This is a genomic window from Methylobacter sp. sgz302048 (assembly GCF_052162025.1).
GTDB lineage: Bacteria > Pseudomonadota > Gammaproteobacteria > Methylococcales > Methylomonadaceae > Methylobacter.
This window is the reverse complement of the sequence record NZ_CP197401.1, coordinates 4546323-4566461: the sequence shown is the minus strand read 5'-3', so window position 1 is coordinate 4566461 and position 20139 is coordinate 4546323. Positions and strand designations below refer to the sequence as shown.

General features: G+C 51.3%; 20 protein-coding genes. 14 read left to right on the top strand and 6 right to left on the bottom strand.

Annotated features, from left to right (window positions below; translation table 11 throughout):
• Window positions 1-2109, bottom strand: coding sequence for an AsmA family protein (locus ACTNE6_RS20480; RefSeq protein WP_442498131.1), 2109 nt, complete (start codon window positions 2107-2109; stop codon window positions 1-3).
• Between the two features lie 138 nt (window positions 2110-2247).
• Between ACTNE6_RS20480 and ACTNE6_RS20475 the strand changes: the two genes are divergently transcribed.
• Window positions 2248-2538 (top strand): hypothetical protein, encoded by a 291-nt coding sequence (locus ACTNE6_RS20475; RefSeq protein WP_194968970.1) that lies wholly within the window; start codon window positions 2248-2250, stop codon window positions 2536-2538.
• 62 nt (window positions 2539-2600) lie between these two features.
• On the opposite strand, the gene ACTNE6_RS20470 is transcribed toward ACTNE6_RS20475, so the two are convergent.
• Window positions 2601-3203, bottom strand: a complete 603-nt coding sequence (locus ACTNE6_RS20470) for a peroxiredoxin (RefSeq protein WP_442498130.1) — start codon at window positions 3201-3203, stop codon at window positions 2601-2603.
• Window positions 3204-3474: 271 nt separating this feature from the next.
• Here ACTNE6_RS20470 and ACTNE6_RS20465 point away from each other — a divergent pair, with 271 nt between their 5' ends.
• The 4 genes from ACTNE6_RS20465 to trmB all read left to right on the top strand — a co-directional run bounded on the left by ACTNE6_RS20465 (window position 3475) and on the right by trmB (window position 7238).
• Window positions 3475-3987, top strand: a complete 513-nt coding sequence (locus ACTNE6_RS20465) for a hypothetical protein (protein ID WP_194968972.1) — start codon at window positions 3475-3477, stop codon at window positions 3985-3987.
• Window positions 3988-4430: 443 nt separating this feature from the next.
• The gene (gene aroG, locus ACTNE6_RS20460) at window positions 4431-5501 is read left to right on the top strand and encodes a 3-deoxy-7-phosphoheptulonate synthase AroG (protein ID WP_442498129.1); all 1071 of its coding nucleotides are present in this window, start codon (window positions 4431-4433) and stop codon (window positions 5499-5501) included.
• A gap of 14 nt (window positions 5502-5515) precedes the next feature.
• Window positions 5516-6493 carry a sulfur carrier protein ThiS gene (gene thiS, locus ACTNE6_RS20455; protein WP_194968974.1) on the top strand — a complete coding sequence of 326 codons (978 nt, stop codon included), beginning with the start codon at window positions 5516-5518 and terminating at the stop codon, window positions 6491-6493.
• 52 nt (window positions 6494-6545) lie between these two features.
• A complete protein-coding gene (trmB, locus tag ACTNE6_RS20450) occupies window positions 6546-7238 on the top strand; it encodes a tRNA (guanosine(46)-N7)-methyltransferase TrmB (protein WP_442498128.1) in 693 nt (230 codons plus the stop codon).
• 69 nt (window positions 7239-7307) lie between these two features.
• Here trmB and ACTNE6_RS20445 read toward each other — a convergent pair whose 3' ends face one another.
• From ACTNE6_RS20445 to hemW, 3 genes are all read right to left on the bottom strand, one after another.
• Window positions 7308-9251: a dynamin family protein gene (locus ACTNE6_RS20445; protein ID WP_442498127.1), complete on the bottom strand. Its 1944-nt coding sequence runs from the start codon at window positions 9249-9251 to the stop codon at window positions 7308-7310.
• Window positions 9252-9386: 135 nt separating this feature from the next.
• The gene (gene pyrE / locus ACTNE6_RS20440) at window positions 9387-10025 is read right to left on the bottom strand and encodes an orotate phosphoribosyltransferase (RefSeq protein ID WP_442498126.1); all 639 of its coding nucleotides are present in this window, start codon (window positions 10023-10025) and stop codon (window positions 9387-9389) included.
• Between the two features lie 254 nt (window positions 10026-10279).
• Complete coding sequence (gene hemW, locus ACTNE6_RS20435; protein ID WP_442498125.1) at window positions 10280-11422, bottom strand: radical SAM family heme chaperone HemW; 1143 nt, start codon at window positions 11420-11422, stop codon at window positions 10280-10282.
• 355 nt (window positions 11423-11777) lie between these two features.
• Between hemW and ACTNE6_RS20430 the strand changes: the two genes are divergently transcribed.
• Together ACTNE6_RS20430 and ACTNE6_RS20425 are read left to right on the top strand one after the other, a co-directional pair.
• A complete protein-coding gene (locus ACTNE6_RS20430) occupies window positions 11778-12443 on the top strand; it encodes a response regulator (protein ID WP_194968979.1) in 666 nt (221 codons plus the stop codon).
• Window positions 12443-13885, top strand: a complete 1443-nt coding sequence (locus ACTNE6_RS20425) for an ATP-binding protein (RefSeq protein ID WP_194968980.1) — start codon at window positions 12443-12445, stop codon at window positions 13883-13885. The genes ACTNE6_RS20430 and ACTNE6_RS20425 overlap by 1 nt, the downstream gene beginning before the upstream one ends.
• Window positions 13886-13919: 34 nt before the next feature.
• Here the strand turns inward: ACTNE6_RS20425 and ACTNE6_RS20420 are convergent, their stop codons facing one another.
• Window positions 13920-14792, bottom strand: coding sequence for a fumarylacetoacetate hydrolase family protein (locus ACTNE6_RS20420; RefSeq protein WP_442498124.1), 873 nt, complete (start codon window positions 14790-14792; stop codon window positions 13920-13922).
• A gap of 148 nt (window positions 14793-14940) precedes the next feature.
• On the opposite strand from ACTNE6_RS20420, the gene ACTNE6_RS20415 reads away from it, so the two are divergent.
• The 7 genes from ACTNE6_RS20415 to trpC all read left to right on the top strand — a co-directional run bounded on the left by ACTNE6_RS20415 (window position 14941) and on the right by trpC (window position 20093).
• On the top strand, window positions 14941-15603 hold the full coding sequence (locus ACTNE6_RS20415) for a phosphoglycolate phosphatase (protein WP_228778928.1): 663 nt from the start codon (window positions 14941-14943) through the stop codon (window positions 15601-15603).
• Window positions 15604-15636: 33 nt separating this feature from the next.
• A complete protein-coding gene (gene trpE, locus ACTNE6_RS20410) occupies window positions 15637-17124 on the top strand; it encodes an anthranilate synthase component I (RefSeq protein ID WP_442498123.1) in 1488 nt (495 codons plus the stop codon).
• Window positions 17121-17711 (top strand): anthranilate synthase component II, encoded by a 591-nt coding sequence (locus ACTNE6_RS20405; protein WP_442498122.1) that lies wholly within the window; start codon window positions 17121-17123, stop codon window positions 17709-17711. The genes trpE and ACTNE6_RS20405 overlap by 4 nt, the downstream gene beginning before the upstream one ends.
• 89 nt (window positions 17712-17800) lie before the next feature.
• On the top strand, window positions 17801-18040 hold the full coding sequence (locus ACTNE6_RS20400; protein ID WP_434483493.1) for a DUF4160 domain-containing protein: 240 nt from the start codon (window positions 17801-17803) through the stop codon (window positions 18038-18040).
• 31 nt (window positions 18041-18071) lie between these two features.
• A complete protein-coding gene (locus ACTNE6_RS20395; protein WP_434483492.1) occupies window positions 18072-18302 on the top strand; it encodes a DUF2442 domain-containing protein in 231 nt (76 codons plus the stop codon).
• Window positions 18265-19287 carry an anthranilate phosphoribosyltransferase gene (trpD, locus tag ACTNE6_RS20390; RefSeq protein ID WP_442498121.1) on the top strand — a complete coding sequence of 341 codons (1023 nt, stop codon included), beginning with the start codon at window positions 18265-18267 and terminating at the stop codon, window positions 19285-19287. Before ACTNE6_RS20395 ends, trpD begins: the two co-directional genes overlap by 38 nt.
• Window positions 19288-19292: 5 nt before the next feature.
• Entirely contained in the window at window positions 19293-20093 is an 801-nt protein-coding gene (gene trpC / locus ACTNE6_RS20385) for an indole-3-glycerol phosphate synthase TrpC (RefSeq protein ID WP_442498120.1), read from the top strand.
• Window positions 20094-20139 lie beyond the last annotated feature (46 nt).

Genomic DNA, 20139 nt, shown 5'->3' with positions numbered 1-20139 from the left:
TCAGAAAATGCGTTTTAACAGATCGCTGGCGCCGGGGCCTAATTTCTTGTCGAGTTTGTCCAGCAGCTTCTGCTTTTTCTCTTCGATTTTGGCCTTATTTTCTTCCGTCAGTAAGGAGGAAGGGTCCACGGTGTAAGAGGGCTTGCTGAACGTGCCGCCAAAATTGATGGCGACTGTCATTTTTTCGGCTTGCTGGCCATTGGCATCGGGCGATTTCAGCAACGTAGCCTTGATTTTATAATCCAGCGCCTCGGTATTGAGATTGACGTTGCCCTTGCCATTGACGCGCAATTTCGAGGAGTGGGCGACAAGATCATTGTTGCTGAGCATGCCGTTGTTGATGGTTGCCGTGCCGGTCATTTCCGAAAACAGCGTCTGGTCATTCTTGTTGTCAGCCGGCAAAGGTGCGCCCTTGATCAAGGCTTTACTGTTGTCGATTATCTTCTGCAAATTAAAACCCAGGATGACGCTGTCTTTGAACAGAAAGCTCAATTGACCATTAAGCGAGGATTTAATTTCATCCTTGTTATTGCCTTGCGCCTGCAGTTGGGCCGATGCATTGACGACGCCGCTCATTTTGGCTTCGCCTTTGTAGGCTTTTAACAGGGGCTCAACTTGAACGTGGCTGATTTTTTCATTGACTGCCAGCACGGGGAGCTTATTGCGGACATCCAGGTTCAGATTGCCGGAATAATTGCCTTGATAAAACTGATTGACGCTCTGCTCTGTAGCTAAAATGCCGTTTTTGGCGCTGAGTTTCAGATGGATGTCCTGCATGTTCAGATTGTTGATTTTCATTTCATGCAATGCCAATTCGCCGTTGGCGCTCAGTTTCCGCAAGGTTTCGACAGGCAATAACGAAGCGGCCGCCGCCGTGGTGACTGCGGGGCTGGCTATGGGTTTTGATTTTTTATCGGCTTCTTTTTCTGGCGCCAGATAGCGGTCGACGTCGAGCGTATCGGCAGTCAGATTGAAAGCGATCGCCGGTTGACTGAAGTTATTGACTGAGGCCGAGCCGTTTATAGTCGTATCGTCCAGTTTAATGAGCAGATTTTGAAGGTTGGCCGAGTCATCGGTGGCCTGCAGGTTGAAATTCATGGCCAGGCGGGTCAGGGCATTGGCATCGCGCATGATTGGCGGTGTTATCGCCAGTTGTTTCATGACCAGCATCGGATTAAATGGTTCGACAGCGACAGGTCCCTGGAAGGAAGGCTGGTCTTTGATCCGGCTGCCGGTGATATCGGCGGCGACTTTTAAATCGCCCGAATCAAGCCGTAATGTCGAAATTTTAAGGTCCTGCTTAGCCATGTTTAGCGACACATCGGCTGCCCTCAAGGCCGCCGTCAGGGATTTGCCCGGCACTTTTTCGCCAGCTGTTGTGCTTTGCAGATTGACGCCAGTTAATCGGAAGTTATCGAGTTTTTCGTTAACGGTTAAATCAGTGGTCAGCTTGATCGATTCAGACAGTTTAGCCTGGGCATTTACAACGGTCAGAGCCAGATCTACAGCAAAAGATTCATCAAAAACAATCTTGTCCGTATTGAGATTGATGTCTTTTATTTCCAGGTGTTTTCCGCTTTTCTCGTTGTCCCAATCAATGAAGGCATTTTCTAGGGTAATGCCGCCGATGGACAATAAAGTCTGCGCTTCTTCCGCTGGTTGGGTTTCTTGTGTGCCGCTGCCAGGGGCAGCGGGCTCAGGTTTCGTATCGATCAGATCATGCCAGTTGTTGACGCCCTGTTTGTTCTTGGCCAAGTTGACGGTCAGGCCTTTTAAAACGATGCGGTCGACTTCGATTTCTTTTGATAACAGCGGCAGCAGTTTGACGTTGATATCGCTTTCCTGAATTTCGGCAAAGGGTCTGGCCCGAAAGCCTTCGGCATTACTCAGCGTCATTTTGCCCGTTGAGATGCCCAGCCACGGGAAAATCGACAGGTTTAAATCGCCTTCCAGCGTCAGTTCTCGGCCGATCCTGTCTTTGACGGCTGCTTGTATTTCGGGTTTGAAATCATTGGGATCGATAAAAATGAATAAGGCGCTGATGATGACAATGATCAGTAAAATCAGAGCCGCAAGTATCGAAAGGATGATTTTAAGCGATTTTCCCACGATTCTCTCCTACTAAAAAAAGATATAATGATGATCTATTACAGAATATGATTGTCAGATTGGGTGCGGCAATGGGCTAAATTTTAGCCGCATCAGGTATGGTCATATTAGTCATAATAACTAAATTGAGGTTGGAAGATGTTACTATTAGCTAAATTATCCGGAATCGCGATACTTATTTGGTTTTTTTTAACGGCAAGAGAGCATGGCGAGCAGCCTGTCAAATGGGCCGTCATAGGGGTGATGGGGTATTGGATTACCTGGTGGGCCGTCAAATTATCCGTCGTTAACCTGCTGTCAGGGCTGGTTGCCAAAAGCGCGACAGGTACGTTCCTGCTGACGCAGATACCGGCCATCGTAGGCATCTTTGCTGCGTTTCTGATCAGAAAGAAACTATTGGCTGATGCTGCAGCGGCACAAAAAAATTAACAGGCACAAAAAAGGCGCATTGTATCAATACAATGCGCCGTTATAAGACGAATTAACCGTTCTTACAGTTTTTCAGCATTTTTATCCAGATATTCCGCAACACCGGTTGGGCTTGCATTCATGCCCGTGTCGCCTTTGTTCCAGCCTGCCGGGCAAACTTCACCGTGCTCTTCATGGAATTGCAGGGCATCAACCATACGCAGCAGTTCGTCCATGTTACGGCCTAAAGGCAGATCGTTGACAACCTGATGGCGAACGACACCATTGCGATCGATCAGGAAAGTGCCACGGTAGGCGACAGCGCCGTTGGCTTCCACGTCATAGTCTTTGACGATGCCATGAGACAGGTCGGCTGCCATTGTGTAACGGACAGGGCCGATACCGCCTTTGTTAACCGGCGTATTACGCCATGCGTTGTGAGTAAAATGAGAATCAATAGAGACGGCGATCACTTCTACATTGCGGCTTTTAAACTCATCGATGCGATGGTCTAAAGCGATCAGTTCACTTGGACAAACAAATGTAAAATCCAATGGGTAGAAAACCAAGACAGCATATTTGCCTTTAGTGGCCTCTGAAAAGCTGAATGCATCAACGATTTGACCGTCACCTAACACAGCGGGAACTGTAAAATCGGGTGCTTGTTTACCTACTAGTACGCTCATCGATTATCTCCAAAAAACAATGAAAAACATAAGGTTATTAACTCATCTTGAACCACTGAAAAAGTGGGATGAAATCATTCTACACTAAGTTACTCGGGAATTGTCTATATTGTTATGATTTTTACTTGCTTTTATTTGAACTTTAGCGATAATTTGTAATCATCAGCTTACAAAAATATAAGAAAAGCTTGATATTTCAAAGAGACAAAAAATTGGCGGCCTAACTTGGCTGTTAAATTTAATTAATAATTCGTTTGACGAGTTTAAATCCATGGCAAAACATAAACATATTACTGAGCCAGATGTGTTTGGTTTTCAGGTACGTATCGTAAGACGCGGCAAAGAGAGCAGCCGTTATTTTTCACATAAACTATGGGGGAATAAAGGTAAATCTCTAAAGGCCGCCATTACCTGGCGAGACCAAATGCTGGTGGTATTAAAGGGCAGCAAGACCCGCTTTCTTAAGCCGCCTAAAAATAAAACCACAACCGGTGTCACCGGCGTATCCAGAACCATCAAGTACGATCATAGAAAAGACAAAAGCTATTTGTGCTATACCGTCTTTTGGGTCAGCAACGGCAAGTCCAGAAACAAGACGTTTCAGGTCGGCAACATAGAAAAAGTAACGGCCGATGATGAGTTGCATGCCTTTCGGACAGCGCGGCTGTTTAGAAGCTGCTACGAATATGCCATCGATAACGATCTGACTTTTTATGACAGCAAATTCAATGGCTGGAAAAAAACACGTCTGTATGATGACGAGAATCTGAATGCAGTTCTGTAAGTTATCTTGAGCGATTGGTTTGCGGTTAACGCGAGCGGCTGATTTTCAACCCGCTCGCGTGCCTTGAAGCTTTTGCAAATAAGCAATGTTAAGCCTGAGGCTTTCTGTTTGAAAGAAAATCTCGACCCTGTTTTTTAATTGGATAAGGCAAGTTGCAGCAACGGTGCACTGTTTCTGTCGGAACTCCGTCTACCATCTTTCTAATTCCCATTCATTAACAGCATCAAGCGCTGATTCATTTTTGTCCATATTGTCTGATGTTATCTGAGCTGCTGACCGGCACTCGCTTGAAGAATATTATCTGTAACCGTGCTTTTCTTTGCAGCGGCGCTGATCCAGCGTATCTTTTATGTGATAGCAAAAACTAACAAAAAGATAATAAAAACAGTTAAAATGAAAAGTTCAAAATTTGATCCAGTTATAAAGCCCTGGTTACCGCTCCCATGCAAACGAAATACAATACTGACGACTTGAGAATTTGTGCCACTAAAGAAGTCATTGCGCCTGTTCAAGTGCATGATGAAATGCCTATTACCGAAGCAGCGGCACAAACTACTCTGCGAGCAAGGGAAGATATTCACAAGATACTGGCCGGTCAGGATGACAGATTGCTGGTGGTGGTGGGTCCTTGCTCGATCCATGACACAGATGCCGCCAAGGAATATGCACGACGGTTGAAAGCGGTCAAGGATGAATTAAAAGACGATCTGGTGATCGTCATGCGGGTTTATTTTGAAAAACCCCGCACGACCGTAGGCTGGAAAGGCCTGATCAACGATCCGGATCTTGATTCCAGCTTTAACATCAATAAAGGTTTGCGGGTTGCCAGGCAATTATTGCTCGATTTGAATAGCGCAGGCATCCCGGCGGCGACCGAGTACCTGGATTTGATTACGCCGCAATATGTCTCGGACCTGATTGCCTGGGGCGCCATCGGCGCACGAACCACTGAAAGTCAGGTGCACCGCGAGCTGGCTTCGGGCCTGTCCTGCCCGGTCGGGTTCAAGAACGCGACGGACGGCACGGTCAAGATCGCCATCGATGCGATAGGTGCGGCCATGAGCCCGCATCATTTCCTGTCGCTGACCAAGGCCGGGCATTCGGCTATCTTTTCAACCACCGGCAATGAGGATGTGCATATCATTCTCAGAGGCGGCAATGATGGCCCCAATTACGATGCCGTCAGTGTCGAGAAAGTGGCGGACGCCTTGAAAAAAGCCAATCTCAGACCGAATATCATGATCGATTTCAGCCATGCCAACAGCTTGAGACAATGCCAGCGCCAACTCATCGTGGGCGAGGATGTGGCCGGACAGGTTGCGAACGGCGATCGCCGGATCATGGGCGTTATGATCGAAAGCCATCTCAAGTCGGGCCGGCAGGATGTGGTTGAAGGGCAGCCGCTCGCGTATGGGCAAAGCATTACCGACGCCTGCCTGGGCTGGGAAGATACGGTGCAACTGCTGGAAGATCTTGCCTTTGCGGTGCAGAAACGCAGAACTATAGAGAATTAAGCCGGAGTTTATACATGATTGTTTATGTAAATGGCGAAACCCGTGAAATTGCTGAAAACTCGCATGTAGCCGATGTAATCGCCGACATGGGGTTGACGGGTAAACGGATCGCCGTTGAATTGAATAAAGAAATTTTGCCGTTTGATCAACACGGCGCGCAGGTGTTGCAGGCTGACGACCGCCTGGAAATCGTCCATGCCATTGGCGGCGGCCAGGACGATTCATTTGTTATCGCAGGCAAGGCCTATCATTCACGACTGCTGGTCGGCACCGGTAAGTACAAGGACCTTGAAGAAACCCGTCTGGCCATTGAAGCCAGTGGCGCGGAAATCGTTACGGTCGCCATTCGCCGCACCAATATCGGCCAGAATCCCGGCGAGCCGAATTTGCTGGATGTTATCTCACCGGACAAATACACGATTTTACCCAATACAGCCGGTTGTTATACGGCCGAAGACGCGGTAAGAACCTGCCGCCTGGGCCGGGAATTGCTGGGTGGACACAAGCTGGTTAAGCTGGAAGTTCTGGCCGACCAGAAAACCCTGTTTCCCGATGTGGCCGAAACCTATATTGCCGCTGAATTACTGGTTAAGGACGGCTTTGATGTCATGGTTTACACCAATGACGATCCGATTGCGGCCAAACGGCTCGAAGAAATCGGCTGCGTGGCGGTCATGCCGCTGGCGGCTCCCATTGGTTCAGGTTTGGGCATACGCAACCCTTACAATATTCTGACCATTGTCGAAAACGCCAATGTGCCCATTCTGGTCGACGCCGGCGTCGGCACGGCCTCTGACGCGGCTATCGCTATGGAGCTGGGCTGCGACGGCGTCTTGATGAATACGGCCATTGCCGCGGCGAAAAATCCGGTACTGATGGCTTCGGCCATGAGGAAAGGCATCGAAGCCGGCCGTGAAGCTTTCCTGGCAGGCCGTATGCCCAGAAAGCGCTTTGCTTCCGCCTCATCGCCGATAGACGGCTTGTTTTTCTGATTCAACGGGGCGGCAAAGTCCGCCCCGTGCAGTAATCCCGCATTATGCTTATATGATTTCTCCTGAACAAAATTTCCCGCAGCGCATTCGCAGCTTTATCCGCCGGCAAGGCCGCATCACGCCGGGCCAGCAGCTTGCGCTGGACAATTACTGGGCCGTTTACGGGCTGGACCCGCGAGCCGATTATGACTTTGCCGAAGTTTTCGGACGCGATGCGCCTCTCTGTGTCGAGATTGGTTTTGGCAATGGCGAAAGTCTGGCCAAGATGGCCGCCGCCAATCCCGAGATCAACTACATTGGCATCGAGGTTCACCGGCCCGGTGTCGGGCATCTGATGATGCAGCTTGCAGAGCAGGGCATCAGCAACGTCAGGATCTATTGCCATGACGCCATAGAGGTTATGGAGCATAAGATGGCTGATCATAGTCTGGCCGGCGTGCATTTGTTTTTTCCCGATCCCTGGCCGAAAAAAAAGCACCATAAAAGACGCATTGTAAGGCCCAGCTTTGTCGATTTGCTGGTCAAGAAATTAAGGTCCGGCGGCTATTTTCATGCAGCGACGGATTGGCAGAATTATGCCGAGCATATGCTGGAAGTACTATCGGCGGAGAGCCGGCTGATAAACACTGCCGATAGCGGGATGGCGTATTGCGAGCGCCCCGATTATCGGCCGTTGACCAAATTCGAGCAGCGCGGTCTGCGCTTGGGTCACGGAGTCTGGGATCTGATTTTTAAGCGCGCTTAAAGTGCGATTTGCTTGAACCCGCTGCCACTTCCAGTGGCAGCGGGTTCAAGATTTAAGGGAATTCACTGATCAGCTTCTGCTGAATGAGTGGGCATCCAGCTGCATGGCCCTGATAATGGTAGCCAGTTCATCGCGTTGCCGTTTCAAGGGCGCCAGTTCTGCTTCAAGGCTTTCTATGCTTTCAACGATGTCGCCTTTGGACTCGTTAATTTTTCTGAGCATTTGCAGACGGCTTTCAATCTGCCTTTTATGATCTTTGATCTGATGCATCAATGGGGTCAAGACACTGTTGCTCCAGACCGACGCGTCGGTATGCGCCTGGCTCAGAATGTTTCTGGCCTTGGCAATGAGCGTGTTGTAAAGCTTATTGATGACAATGCTCTGTTCGGTCATGGTCGTTTTGGTGCTGGTGCGGAACGCTTCGCCCTCTTCAAAGATCTGTTCCAGTTCAAACTGATATTGCTTGATGGAGAACAGCTGCGGCTCGATCTCCTGAAAGCCGTATTCATCCTTGAATTTTTTATGGATGGCTTTCACTAGACGACGCGTTTCATTGGTAATGTCCACGGAATCCTGCAACAGATCACGCAATTCATCGAACAGTTTCCGGATGTTTTGCTTCATGCCGTAGGTTGTCAAGCTCTTGGACATGTCGTTCTTGGTTCTTTTAATGATGGCGTCGATTTTTTCCTTGCCGAACGAATCGACCAGCATCTTGGCCTGCACGCTGAAAACCCGGCGGCTGGCCTGAAAGTTCTCGATATTGGCCAGATAGACGTTTTGCCTGTCCCGCGTTTCGGCCATCAGCTTGGCCGTCATATCCTGGTTTTGAAAGTCAATTTTCTTGAATTCCTCAAGCTGGCTGACGGCGTTGTTATAGGCGGAGTTCGTCAGATTGGACGATTCGCTGATCAAAAAGCCCATGTCCCGGACAATCGTATCCATCAGGATGCTTTGCCGCTGCCTCAGGATATCGTTGGCAAGATAATTTTCCAATACGGTCAAACGGCTTTTCTCGAGCAATGCCTGATCATTCTTGACTTTAGCCAGCAGGGCTTGCTTGGCCGATACCGGGAAAATGGCCGCTTCATTTATTTTTAAAATAAATGCCGAGTTTTTTACTTGGGACTGAATGGATGCTTCATAGCCATTGTCGCCGGACAGATCATCCCACATGGCATCGATTTTATTCATGACCACGGCCAAGCCTTGTTTGCTGGAACCGCGCGTGTTGCTGCAAACATGGCTGCGCCACATTTCCATATCGCTTTTTGTGACGCCGGTATCGGCGGCCAGCACGAAAACAATGGCTTGCGCACTGGGTAGCATGCTCAGGGTTAATTCGGGCTCTGTTCCCAAGGCATTCAGACCCGGCGTATCGAGAATCGCCAGCCCTTCTTTCAACAAGGGATGGGGAAAGCTGATCAAGGCATGGCGCCAGCAAGGTATTTCGACTTTTTCGGGGTTGATGATGCCTTGCTCCGCGGCTTCGCGCTCGTTCCATAGCCCCAGTTTGTCTGCAAGCTCGCGGTCCACCAGTTTAGTGGCGACCAGTTCTTTAAAGGCTTCCTGCATCTGGGTCGGCGAGTTGCAGTCCAGATCGATATGATGCCAGCGTTCGGGCTTCTTTTTAAATTCGGCCAGAGAAATGTCTTCAAGCCGGCTTTCAATATTCAACAAGCGAATATAACTGCCGCCTTTTTCATCGTAAAACAGTTCCGTTGGCGACATAGTGGTGCGGCCAGGCGAGGACGGCAATAATCTGAGCCCGGTCTCGGCAAAGAACAGCGAGTTGATCAATTCCGTTTTGCCGCGCGAAAATTCAGCAACAAAGGCCAGGGTAATGCGGTCAGACTCCAGCCCCGTCAGGATATTCAAAATAATATCCGTGCTATGGGCATCGTTCATGCCATAGCGATTGCGCCACTGATGGTACATTTCTATAGCCTGTATCAGTTTTGCACGCCATTGCGAATATTCGTGCATTTGCTCTTTAAATTCCAGATTACTCATGGCAAGCCTTTTTGCTAACGCGATTCTTCTTGTTATTGAAACATCAGATTAAAAATTAGTTTTGACTAAGTGTAGTCGATATCTCGGGAACTGTTAGTCTTGGATGTCTTTTTTCTTTGGCAAATGCTTCAGGAGTTAAATGCCGTAAAGCCGCTGATATTCTTTTATGGCATCGATCTGCTCGTAAGCGGCATTGTCAGTTAAATATTCAATAATATGTTCCAGGGTGATGATCGATATAACAGGCATATTGAATTGCTCGCTGACTTCCTGGATAGCTGAAATCTCGTTTTGGCCTTTTTCCTGTCTGTCCAGCGCGATCAATACGCCGGCCGGCGTTGCCCGGACCTGCCTGATAATGTCCACGGATTCCCTGACCGAAGTGCCGGCCGTAATGACATCGTCAAGAATGAGGACCCGGCCTTGCAGCGGCGCGCCGACGAGCATGCCGCCTTCGCCGTGATCCTTTGCTTCCTTGCGGTTGAAAGCGAAAGGGATATCACCGCCGGTCAAGGCGGCATAGGCGATAGAGGCTGCGCTGACCAAAGGGATGCCTTTATAAGCGGGGCCATAAAGAATATCCGGTTTAAGGCCGGATTGAAGCAAGGCCTGCGCGTAAAAATGGCCCAGCTTGCCCAGCTGGGCGCCGGTATTAAACAAGCCGGTATTGAAAAAGTAAGGGCTGATACGGCCTGATTTCAATTGGAATTCACCGAATCTGAGCACGCCGCAGTCCAGCGCATAGGAAATAAAGTCTTTTTGATAATCAAGCATATACTTTTACGGATTGAAGAGTTTGCGGTTTATTATTAAGCTCAGTTAAGGAACATATAATGTTGAGCCGTTACAGTGACTAAGTACGAAGTTAGACCATTAATTGTTTCCTGTTGCGGAACAGTGAGTGGTTTTATTATGGATTATAGAACAAAATTAATGTTGATTGCCTCTATCAGCCGTTAAAGAAAAGATGATCGTGCCCGCGGCATGGACCTGGATGCACCGGCTGAACGAGACGAGCCGCTGAATTATCAATGCGGCAGTGAACAGAACTTTTCCAAAACACTGTCCAGAAAATTCCAGCCTTTCTCCGAACAATAGTAATGACCGTCACGGCTGATAAGCAAATGCTGCTTCAGGCAGGCCGACAAGGCGGGCTCAAGCGTATCAATGGCAAGACCGGTCGTTGCTTCGTAGCTCGCGACAGAAAATCCTTGTTTAAGGCGCAAATGGTTCATGATGAATTCCAGAGGCAGATCCGCTCTGGCAATCCTGTCGGCGCCGCCGTTTTTATGGGTATCGCGCAGGTATTGCTCCGGGCTTTTCGGTTTGAACGTGCGCACGATCCGGTCCGGCAAAGCCAGCGATAGCTTGCCGTGGGCGCCGGCGCCTATGCCCAGATAATCGCCGAATTGCCAATAATTCAAATTATGCCGGCATTGAAAGCCCGGCCGACTGTAGGCAGAAATTTCATATTGCCGATAGCCATGATCGGCCAGGAGCGCTTGACAGACTTGTTGCGTGCTGAAGATAACGTCATTATCGGGCAGTCTGGGCGGAAACTTATGAAAGTAAGTATTTGGTTCCAGTGTCAACTGGTAGAAGGAGATATGCGTAGGATTCAGGCTTATGGCCGTTTCAATATCGGCTTTGCTGCTGTCGGTGCCGGCGTCCGGCAAGCCGAACATCAAATCCAGATTAAAGTTATCGAATCCGGCCTGATGGGCGCATTCTGCCGCACGCATGGCTTCCTTACCCGAATGAACTCGCCCCAGTTTTTGCAGTAGCGTATCGTTAAAGCTCTGTATGCCGATCGACAGGCGATTGATGCCCAGCGACCGGAATTCGGCGAATTTATTGATTTCAAACGTGCCGGGGTTGGCTTCCAGGGTGATTTCAAGGTTATCGGCCAACGCAATTTGTTGTTTTATGCCTATCAATAAACGATAGAAAGACTCCGGCGAGAAAAGGCTCGGTGTGCCGCCCCCGATAAAAATGCTGCCGACAGGCCGGCTGATGCCGTATAACTGCAGATCCAGGGCCAGATCGCTCAGCAGCGCATCGATATAGGCGGCTTCAGGCGTATCGGCTTTAACCGCATGTGAATTAAAATCGCAATAGGGGCATTTCTTGATGCACCAGGGAATGTGAATGTATAAGCTGAGCGGTGGCAAGGCAATCGTTGAATTTGTTTAAAAAACAATTAGTTTAACATAATATGATTGCCGATGAGCGAGCCGGGATGTTATGACAGGAAAACTGGCTATTTATCCATCCGCGACGCCGAAATAATGCACGTTTCTATCAAAATACAGGGAACTTTTATGATTTTTCACGGACCTACATGCTTCATACTCGGCAGCATGTTATTAATCGGACAGTTTAATTTTTAAATGCTGGAGTGATTGTTGTGGTTGTGGGTCCAATTCTTGGATTTCCTACTAAACTTGTACGCTTTGGCCATAATCTCGGTGGATTTTCTGTTCGAGCATTATTGGCAGATGTTTAACTACCTGAAACATAGAGTATATGCGACTTTTATTGGTTGAAGACGACGAAATATTGGGCGATGGCCTGACAGCCGGTTTAAAAATGGAAGGCTATGCCGTTGATTGGCTGACCAACGGCAAACATGCCGATGAGGCTCTGAAAGTCAACACGTATGAACTGATCGTGCTGGACCTGAATTTGCCTGATATGGATGGCCTGGAGATTTTGCGGGCTTTGAGAAGCCGTAAAGACGAAACACCGGTGCTGGTTCTGACGGCTAAAGACACGATCCCTGACAGAATATTGGGCCTCGACAGCGGCGCCGATGATTTTGTGATCAAACCGTTCGATCTCAATGAAGTCTGCGCCCGCCTGAGAGCCCTTGCCAGACGCAATGAAGGCCGGGGCGCGCCCAAGATCGAGCATCGGGGCATTGTGCTGGACCCGGCATCGCATCTGGTTACTTATAATGACGAAAAGGTGGATCTATCGCAAAAGGAATTCGAGATACTGAGCTTCCTGATGGGCAATATAGGCAAGGTGGTATCCCGCTCCAGACTCGAAGAAAGTCTGTATTCCTGGGATTCCGATATAGAGAGCAACACCGTCGAGGTTCACATTCACTACCTGAGAAAAAAACTGGGATCGTCGATTATCCGTACTGTCAGAGGAGTCGGCTACATTATTGACGTTGATGAAGATTAATGAGTTATTCGCTTCGAAAACTGCTGCTGTTCACGCTGCTTTCCACATTATTGCTGATTTGGGGCATTGCCGCCTATAAAGGCTATAAGGAAATCCGCAATGAAGTGGCAGAACTTTTTGATGCGGATCTGGCGCAATCCGCGCGCGCCTTAAATTCATTCGTCGGGCATCTGTTGTATGCCGGTTCGCTGTATGAGTTGTGGGATCTGGACAAGTCGGAAATGTTCGAGCCGACCAAAGTGTTCAATCACCGTTATGAACGGAAACTGGCCTTTCAGCTTATTTATAAGGACGAGGGTTTGATTCTTCGCTCCGAAAGCGCGCCGCCCCTGCCGTTATCGATCTCGCAGAATGGCTATAGCAAAACGCTCATTAATAATCACTTATGGCATGTTTTCAGTATTTCCGAGGAAAAAAGCGAATACATCATTCATGTCGGGCAGCGTGATGACATTCGCACGGAGCTGATGGATGACATTTCCAGACATCTGATCAAGCCGTTTCTGATCGGCCTGCCTTTTTTGGGGCTGGCTATCTGGCTTATCGTCGGACGAGCCTTGAAGCCGTTTGGCCAATTGACGCAACAGCTGGCCAGACGCGAAGCCAGCTATTTAAAGCCTTTGTCGGTCAAGAAGCTGCCTATCGAAATCGTGCCCGTAGTTAACGAGCTGAATAATCTGTTCATGCAGCTTGAACGCGCTTTTGAGCATGAACGCCGCTTTACGGCCGATGCCTCCCATGAATTGAGAACGCCTTTGGCCGGCTTGTTGACCCAGGCGCAGGTGGCTCTGAAAACCGACGATGAGCTGACGCGCCGCCAGGCGCTAGGGCGCATAGAGCAGGGCGTGCACCGCATGACCGATATGGTGCAGCAGCTGCTGATATTCTCGCGCATTGAATCCGGCACCGAGTTTCTGTCCAAGGAAACGACCGTGCTTGGCTATGAAGTCGTGCAGACTGTCGCGGCTCTGGAGCCGGAAGCGCATAAAAAACGCATCCGAATGGAGTTTATCGAGGATAACGCCGTGCCGATCATCGGCAATCGACAGCTGATCAATATTCTGGTCAAGAACCTGATCGACAATGCCATAAAATATACGCCCGCAAACGGCTTGGTCAGAATCAGCGTATCGGGGCAGGAAAGGCATCTGCTGTTGAGCGTCGAGGATTCCGGGCCCGGGATTGCGCCTGATCAGTATGAAGTCGCGCTAAAACGGTTTCACCGTTGCATTGAAACGGCCAAGAGCGCCAAAGGCAGCGGTCTCGGCTTTTCCATTGCCCAGCGCATCGCCGTGATACATGGCGCTGAGCTGAGCCTGGGAGAATCCCAATTTGGCGGACTCAAGGTTACTGTGCTGTTTCCTTTGCCGCCAAAACCGGTTGAACGAAGAAAGCGAGCCAGGAAGTTGGGTTTTTTCAATAACAGAAAAAGCCTGGGTTAAGGCATTGGGCGATTGATCGCCCAATGCCTTAATTTTAATAGGCGGCCAGATTGTCCGGTTCTTCGATGATCGGATTGATCAGCGTGCCGATGCCTTCGATTTCGATTCTGGCGGTCTGCCCCGGCTTCATGTAACCGCGCGGCTTCATCTTCACGCCGACGCCGCTGGGCGTGCCCGTGGCAATGATATCGCCGGGCTCCAGGGTCATGGCCTGGGACAGGTAAGCGACCATTTCGTAGCAGTTGAAAATCATATGCCGGGTATTGGAATCCTGCCGCAGCTCATCGTCGATCCAGGTTTTCAGGTTCAGATTATGGGGATCGGCGATTTCATCGGCAGTGACGATCCACGGTCCCAGAGGGCCGGCCGTATCGAACGATTTGCCCAGCGTCCAGGTCGGCGAGCGGATTTGCCAATCGCGCACTGAGACGTCATTGGCGATCGTGAAGCCGGCGATGACCTGATGGGCCTTGTCGACGGGCACATGACGGCAGCGCTTGCCGATGACCAAAGCCAGCTCGCCTTCATAATCGAGTTTGTCGGAGACCTTGGGACGGTAGATAGGCTCATCATGCGCAATCACGCAACTGCTTTGCTTGGTGAAAAACGTCGGATATTCCGGTTTCTCGAAGCCGGTTTCTTCGATATGATCGGCATAATTCAGGCTGATCGCCAGATATTTGCCGGGCCGCGGTACCGGCGCCCGCAGCTTGACTTCACTCAGGGGAATCCGGTGATCGCCGCTGGCTATCAGCTGCTGCATGGCCGCCAGAGCGGTTGCGCCTGCCGCCAGAAATTCAATCATGGTTTTGGGTATGGCGTTGTCGCCGTGGCTGTCAACGACGGCCTGATCAATGACCGCGCCTACCCGCGTTACATTATTGTGAGTGAAAGTCGCCAGTTTCATCGGTATAGCTTTCCTGTATGATTTTGAGGGCCGCTATTGTATAACGAAGAGTTGGCGGCAAAAAAAAGATATAATCAAACATTTTAATGCACTGTTTCAAGAACATGACCCAAAACGGATTGGCCGGACCGGCCAAACAAGATTGCCAATGACACAGATTCGACTGATAGCGCTGGACCTGGATGGCACGCTGATTGATTCTGCGCCTGACTTGTCCGATGCGATCAACAGAATGCTGGCTGAACTGGGCATACGCCCGCACTCGGAGGCTGCCGTCGCGCAGTGGGTCGGCAATGGCGTGGTCATGCTGATAAAGAGAGCCCTGACCGGACAGCTGCAACCCTCGGCCGATCCCGAAAATCTGCCCGAGGCTCTAGCTTTATTCGGCGATTTTTATGAGGCCCATGTTTATGAGCGCAGCGTCATTTATCCGGGCGTCATGGAAGGCCTGCAGCAATTGAAAGAAAAAGGTTTCAAACTGGCCTGCATTACTAATAAAATTAAACGTTTCACGCAGCCGTTGATGGTGAAAACCGGCATGGCTGAGTATTTTGATTTCGTTACTTGCGGCGATTCGTTCGCAAGAATGAAACCGGACCCGCTGCCGTTGCTGAAGACAGCGGAACACTTTGGCATTGAGCCGGAGAAGGCCCTTATGGTCGGCGATTCGATCAACGACATGCGGGCAGCGCGGTCGGCGGGCTTCAAGACCGCCGCAGTGTCATACGGTTATGCCGGAAAATACAGTATCGAGGATTTGAACGCCGATTATCAGATCCAGACCATTGTCGAGCTTGTCGACTTGTTTTAAAGCGAACGCGCAGGGCGCAGTTGAAGACCAAAAATGACTCCAGAACAATTTAAACACTACACGCAGCAGGGCTACAACCGTATCCCCGTTAGCCGGGAGGTTCTGGCTGACTTGGATACACCCTTGAGTGCCTATCTGAAATTAGCCGATGGCCCTTATTCCTATCTATTCGAATCTGTGCACGGCGGCGAACAATGGGGTCGTTATTCGATCATAGGACTGCCTTGCAAAACCATCGTCAAAGTCACCGGCAACCGGATCACCCTGGAGAACAACGGCGAGCTGCTGGAAACGCTGACGCACGAAAACCCGCTGGTCTGGATAGAGCAGTTCAAGGCGCGCTATAAAGTGCCCGATCTGGCTGAGCTGCCGCGCTTCAACGGCGGACTGGTCGGCTATTTCGGCTACGAAACCATCGGCTATATTGAGCCGCGCCTGCGCAGATCAGCCAAAAGCGACCCGCTGGGCAATCCCGATATTTTGCTGATGGTATCGGAAGAAATGCTCGTGTTCGACAACCTGTCCGGCAAAATGCTGCTGCTGACGCATGCCAATCCCGAAGAGCCCGGTGCCTACGACCGCGCCGTGACTCGCCTGAACGATCTGGCCGTCAAGCTGCGCGAACTGAAAGCCAAGCCGGAAAACCATAAAGCGCCCAGAAAAGTCGATGAGGCGGATTTTATCTCCGGCTTCACGCAGCAGGGCTTTGAAGACGCCGTAGTGAAAGCCAAGGAATACATCACCGACGGCGACATCATGCAGGTCGTGCTGTCGCAGCGTCTGTCCATACCTTACACGGCCTCGCCGCTGAATCTGTACCGGGCCCTGCGCTGCCTGAATCCTTCACCTTACATGTATTACCTGAATCTGGACGATTTTCATATCGTCGGCTCATCGCCGGAAATTCTGGTGCGGCTCGAAGACGACACCGTGACCGTGCGCCCGATCGCCGGCACACGCCGGCGCGGCGCGACACCGGAACAGGATCTGATGCTGGAACAGGATCTGCTGGCCGATCCGAAGGAACTGGCCGAGCATTTGATGCTGATCGATCTGGGCCGCAACGACACCGGCCGCATCGCCGAAATCGGCAGCGTCAAACTGACCGACAAGATGATCGTCGAGCGCTACTCGCACGTCATGCATATCGTCTCCAACGTAACCGGGCAACTGCAAGACGGCAAAAACGCCTTCGATGTGCTGGCGGCGACCTTCCCGGCCGGAACCGTCAGTGGCGCGCCGAAAATCCGCGCCATGGAAATCATTGATGAGCTGGAGCCAGTCAAGCGTGGCATCTATTCGGGCGCAGTCGGCTATATCGCCTGGTCCGGCAATCTCGACACCGCTATTGCAATCAGAACCGCTGTGATAAAAGATCAAACCTTACACATACAAGCCGGCGCCGGCATTGTTTACGACTCCATACCCCGCAACGAGTGGGATGAAACCATGAATAAAGGCCGCGCCATCTTCCGCGCCGTCAGCATGGCCGAAGCCGGCCTGGAAGGAGAGCAGTCATGAGCGTCGTAAAAGTGGTCATGGTCGATAACTACGACTCGTTCACCTACAATCTGGTGCAGTATTTCGGCGAACTCGGCGCCGATGTCACGGTCGTGCGCAACGACCAGGTGACCGTGGCCGACATTGAAAAACTGGCGCCCGACAAGATTGTGATTTCGCCGGGACCCTGTACGCCCAAAGAAGCCGGCGTCTCGGTCGAGGCCATCTTGAAGCTGGCCGGCAAATACCCGATCCTAGGCGTCTGTCTCGGCCATCAAAGCATCGGCTACGCGTTCGGCGGCAACATCATTCACGCCAAGAGCATCATGCACGGCAAGACCTCGCAGATCTATCACAAAGATGCCGGCGTCTTCAAAGGGCTCAGCAATCCCTTCACGGCGACGCGCTATCACTCGCTGGTGATCGAGCAGGCAACCTTGCCCGACTGCCTCGAAGTCACGGCCTGGACCCGGGATGAAGCCGGCAACATCGATGAAATCATGGGCGTGCGGCACAAGCAATTCGATATCGAAGGCGTGCAGTTCCATCCCGAGTCGATCCTGACTGAGCACGGGCATGATATGCTGAGGAATTTTCTGGAGCGGTGATTGTTTGTTTCCATGTGCCGGTGTGAGAGCGTCATAAATAGCTCCAATCGCAGTTTAAGGAAATTGAAGAAACCAGATTACTTTTATCGATGAGTCCAACCCTATTCAAAGAGGCAGGTTACCGATTCTTTTTCTTTTCCAGAGAAGAACCGAGAAAGCATGTCCATATTGTTTCAGGCGATGGAGAGGCTAAATTTTGGTTGGAGCCGGAAATTGAATTGGCAAAGAACTATCATTATTCAAGGCAGCAGTTGAAAGAAATCGAATCGCTTGTCGAAGGTCACTACAATGAACTCATTAACGCATGGCAACAACATTTCGGCAGTTGAAATTACCCATATTTCCAGCAACGGCATATGGATGCTCACGCATCATGAAGAATTATTCTTGCCTTATGATGATTTTCCCTGGTTTAAGGATCAAAACCTTAAGGCCATCCTCAATGTTGAGGAGCCCAGGCCCGGTCATTTTTACTGGCCGGATATCGATGTCGATTTAGATCTGGAAATCATCCGACATCCGGAACGTTTTCCTTTGCAATCAAAAAAACATAATGCAAATCCAGAAAGCCCTGCAGATACTGCTCGATAAACAAGACCTGAGCGCCGATCAGATGCGCGCCGTCATGCGCCTGATCATGAGCGGCGGCGCGACCGACGCGCAGATCGGCGGCTTCCTGATCGCCTTGCGCTGCAAAGGCGAAAGCGTCGATGAGATCGCGGCCGCGGCCGAAGTCATGCGCGAGCTGGCCGGCAAAGTGCATGTCAAAGGCGAATACCTGATCGACACCTGCGGCACGGGCGGCGATGGCGCCAACACCTTCAACATTTCCACGACCTGCGCGTTCGTGGTCGCCGCGGCCGGCGGGCGCGTGGCCAAGCACGGCAATCGCTCCGTTTCGAGCAGCTGCGGCAGCGCCGACGTGCTGGAAGCGGCCGGCGTCAATCTCGATCTGACGGCCGAACAGGTTGCCGATTGCGTCAACGAAATCGGCGTCGGCTTTCTGTTCGCGCCCAAGCATCACGGCGCCATGAAATACGCGATCGGCCCGCGCAGGGAAATGGGCGTCAGGACGCTGTTCAACCTGCTGGGTCCGCTGTCGAATCCGGCCGGCGCACCAAACCAGCTCATCGGCGTCTTCGGCAAGGACTGGCTGGAGCCTTTGGCGCAGGTCCTGAAAAAGCTCGGCAGCCGGCATGTGCTGGTCGTCAATGCCGATGACGGGCTCGATGAAATCAGCATCGCCTCCGCTACCCGCGTTGCCGAACTGAAAGACGGCCAGGTCACGACCTACACTGTCGCACCAGAACAATTCGGTTTGCAGCGCGCCGATATCGCCGAGCTGGCTGTCGACGGCACGGCCTCCAGTCTGGCAATGGTCAAATCGGTGCTGGACAATAAGCCCGGCCCTGCCCGCGATATCGTGGTGCTGAATGCCGGCGCGGCTATTTATGCGGCCGATCTCGCCGATTCGCTGGCAGCCGGCGTGGAAAAAGCCCAGCAGGTCATTGCCAGCGGCGCGGCGCGCGCGAAATGGGATGCCCTGATTGCCTATTCAAAAACTTTAACTCACTGAAAACCATGACCGATACACCCGATATTCTGAAAAAAATCCTCGACAAAAAACAGGAAGAAGTCGCGCATCGCAAGCTGCGCATGTCCGTTGCCGACCTCGAAGATATCGGCGCCGGCATGGAGAGACCGCGCGGATTCTATAATGCTCTGCAGAGCAGGGTGCTGGCCAAAAAGCCGGCCATTATCGCCGAGATCAAGAAAGCCTCGCCCAGCAAGGGCGTGATCCGCGAGGATTTCCAGCCGGTCGCGATCGGCCAGGATTACGCCATGAACGGCGCGGCTTGCCTGTCGGTGCTGACCGACAAGGAATTCTTTCAGGGCTCGGAAGTGTACCTGCAGATGGTCAGGGAGCGCTGCCCGCTGCCGGTGCTCAGAAAGGATTTCATGATCGACCCGTATCAGGTCTATGAAGCGCGCGCGTTGGGCGCGGACTGCATTCTGCTGATCGTGGCGGCGCTGACCGACAGCCAGATGCAGGAATTGTCCGACACGGCCACGAAACTGGGCATGGACGTGCTGGTCGAAGTGCATGATGCGGCCGAAATGGCGCGCGCGTTGCAACTCGATACCAAGCTGATCGGCATCAACAACCGCAACCTGCGCACGTTCGAGACCACGCTGCAAACGACCCTGGACTTGAAAGCCCTGGTGCCGGCGGACCGCATGATCATTACCGAGAGCGGCATCCATACGCCGGACGATGTGCGCCTGATGCTCGATAACGAGGTTTATACTTTCCTGGTCGGCGAGGCGTTTATGCGCGCCGAAAGCCCCGGCCAGAAAATGCGCGAATTGTTTTCTTTATAATCCTGAAGCCGCGCTCCGGCGCCGGATCTTATGGTTTATGTCATTT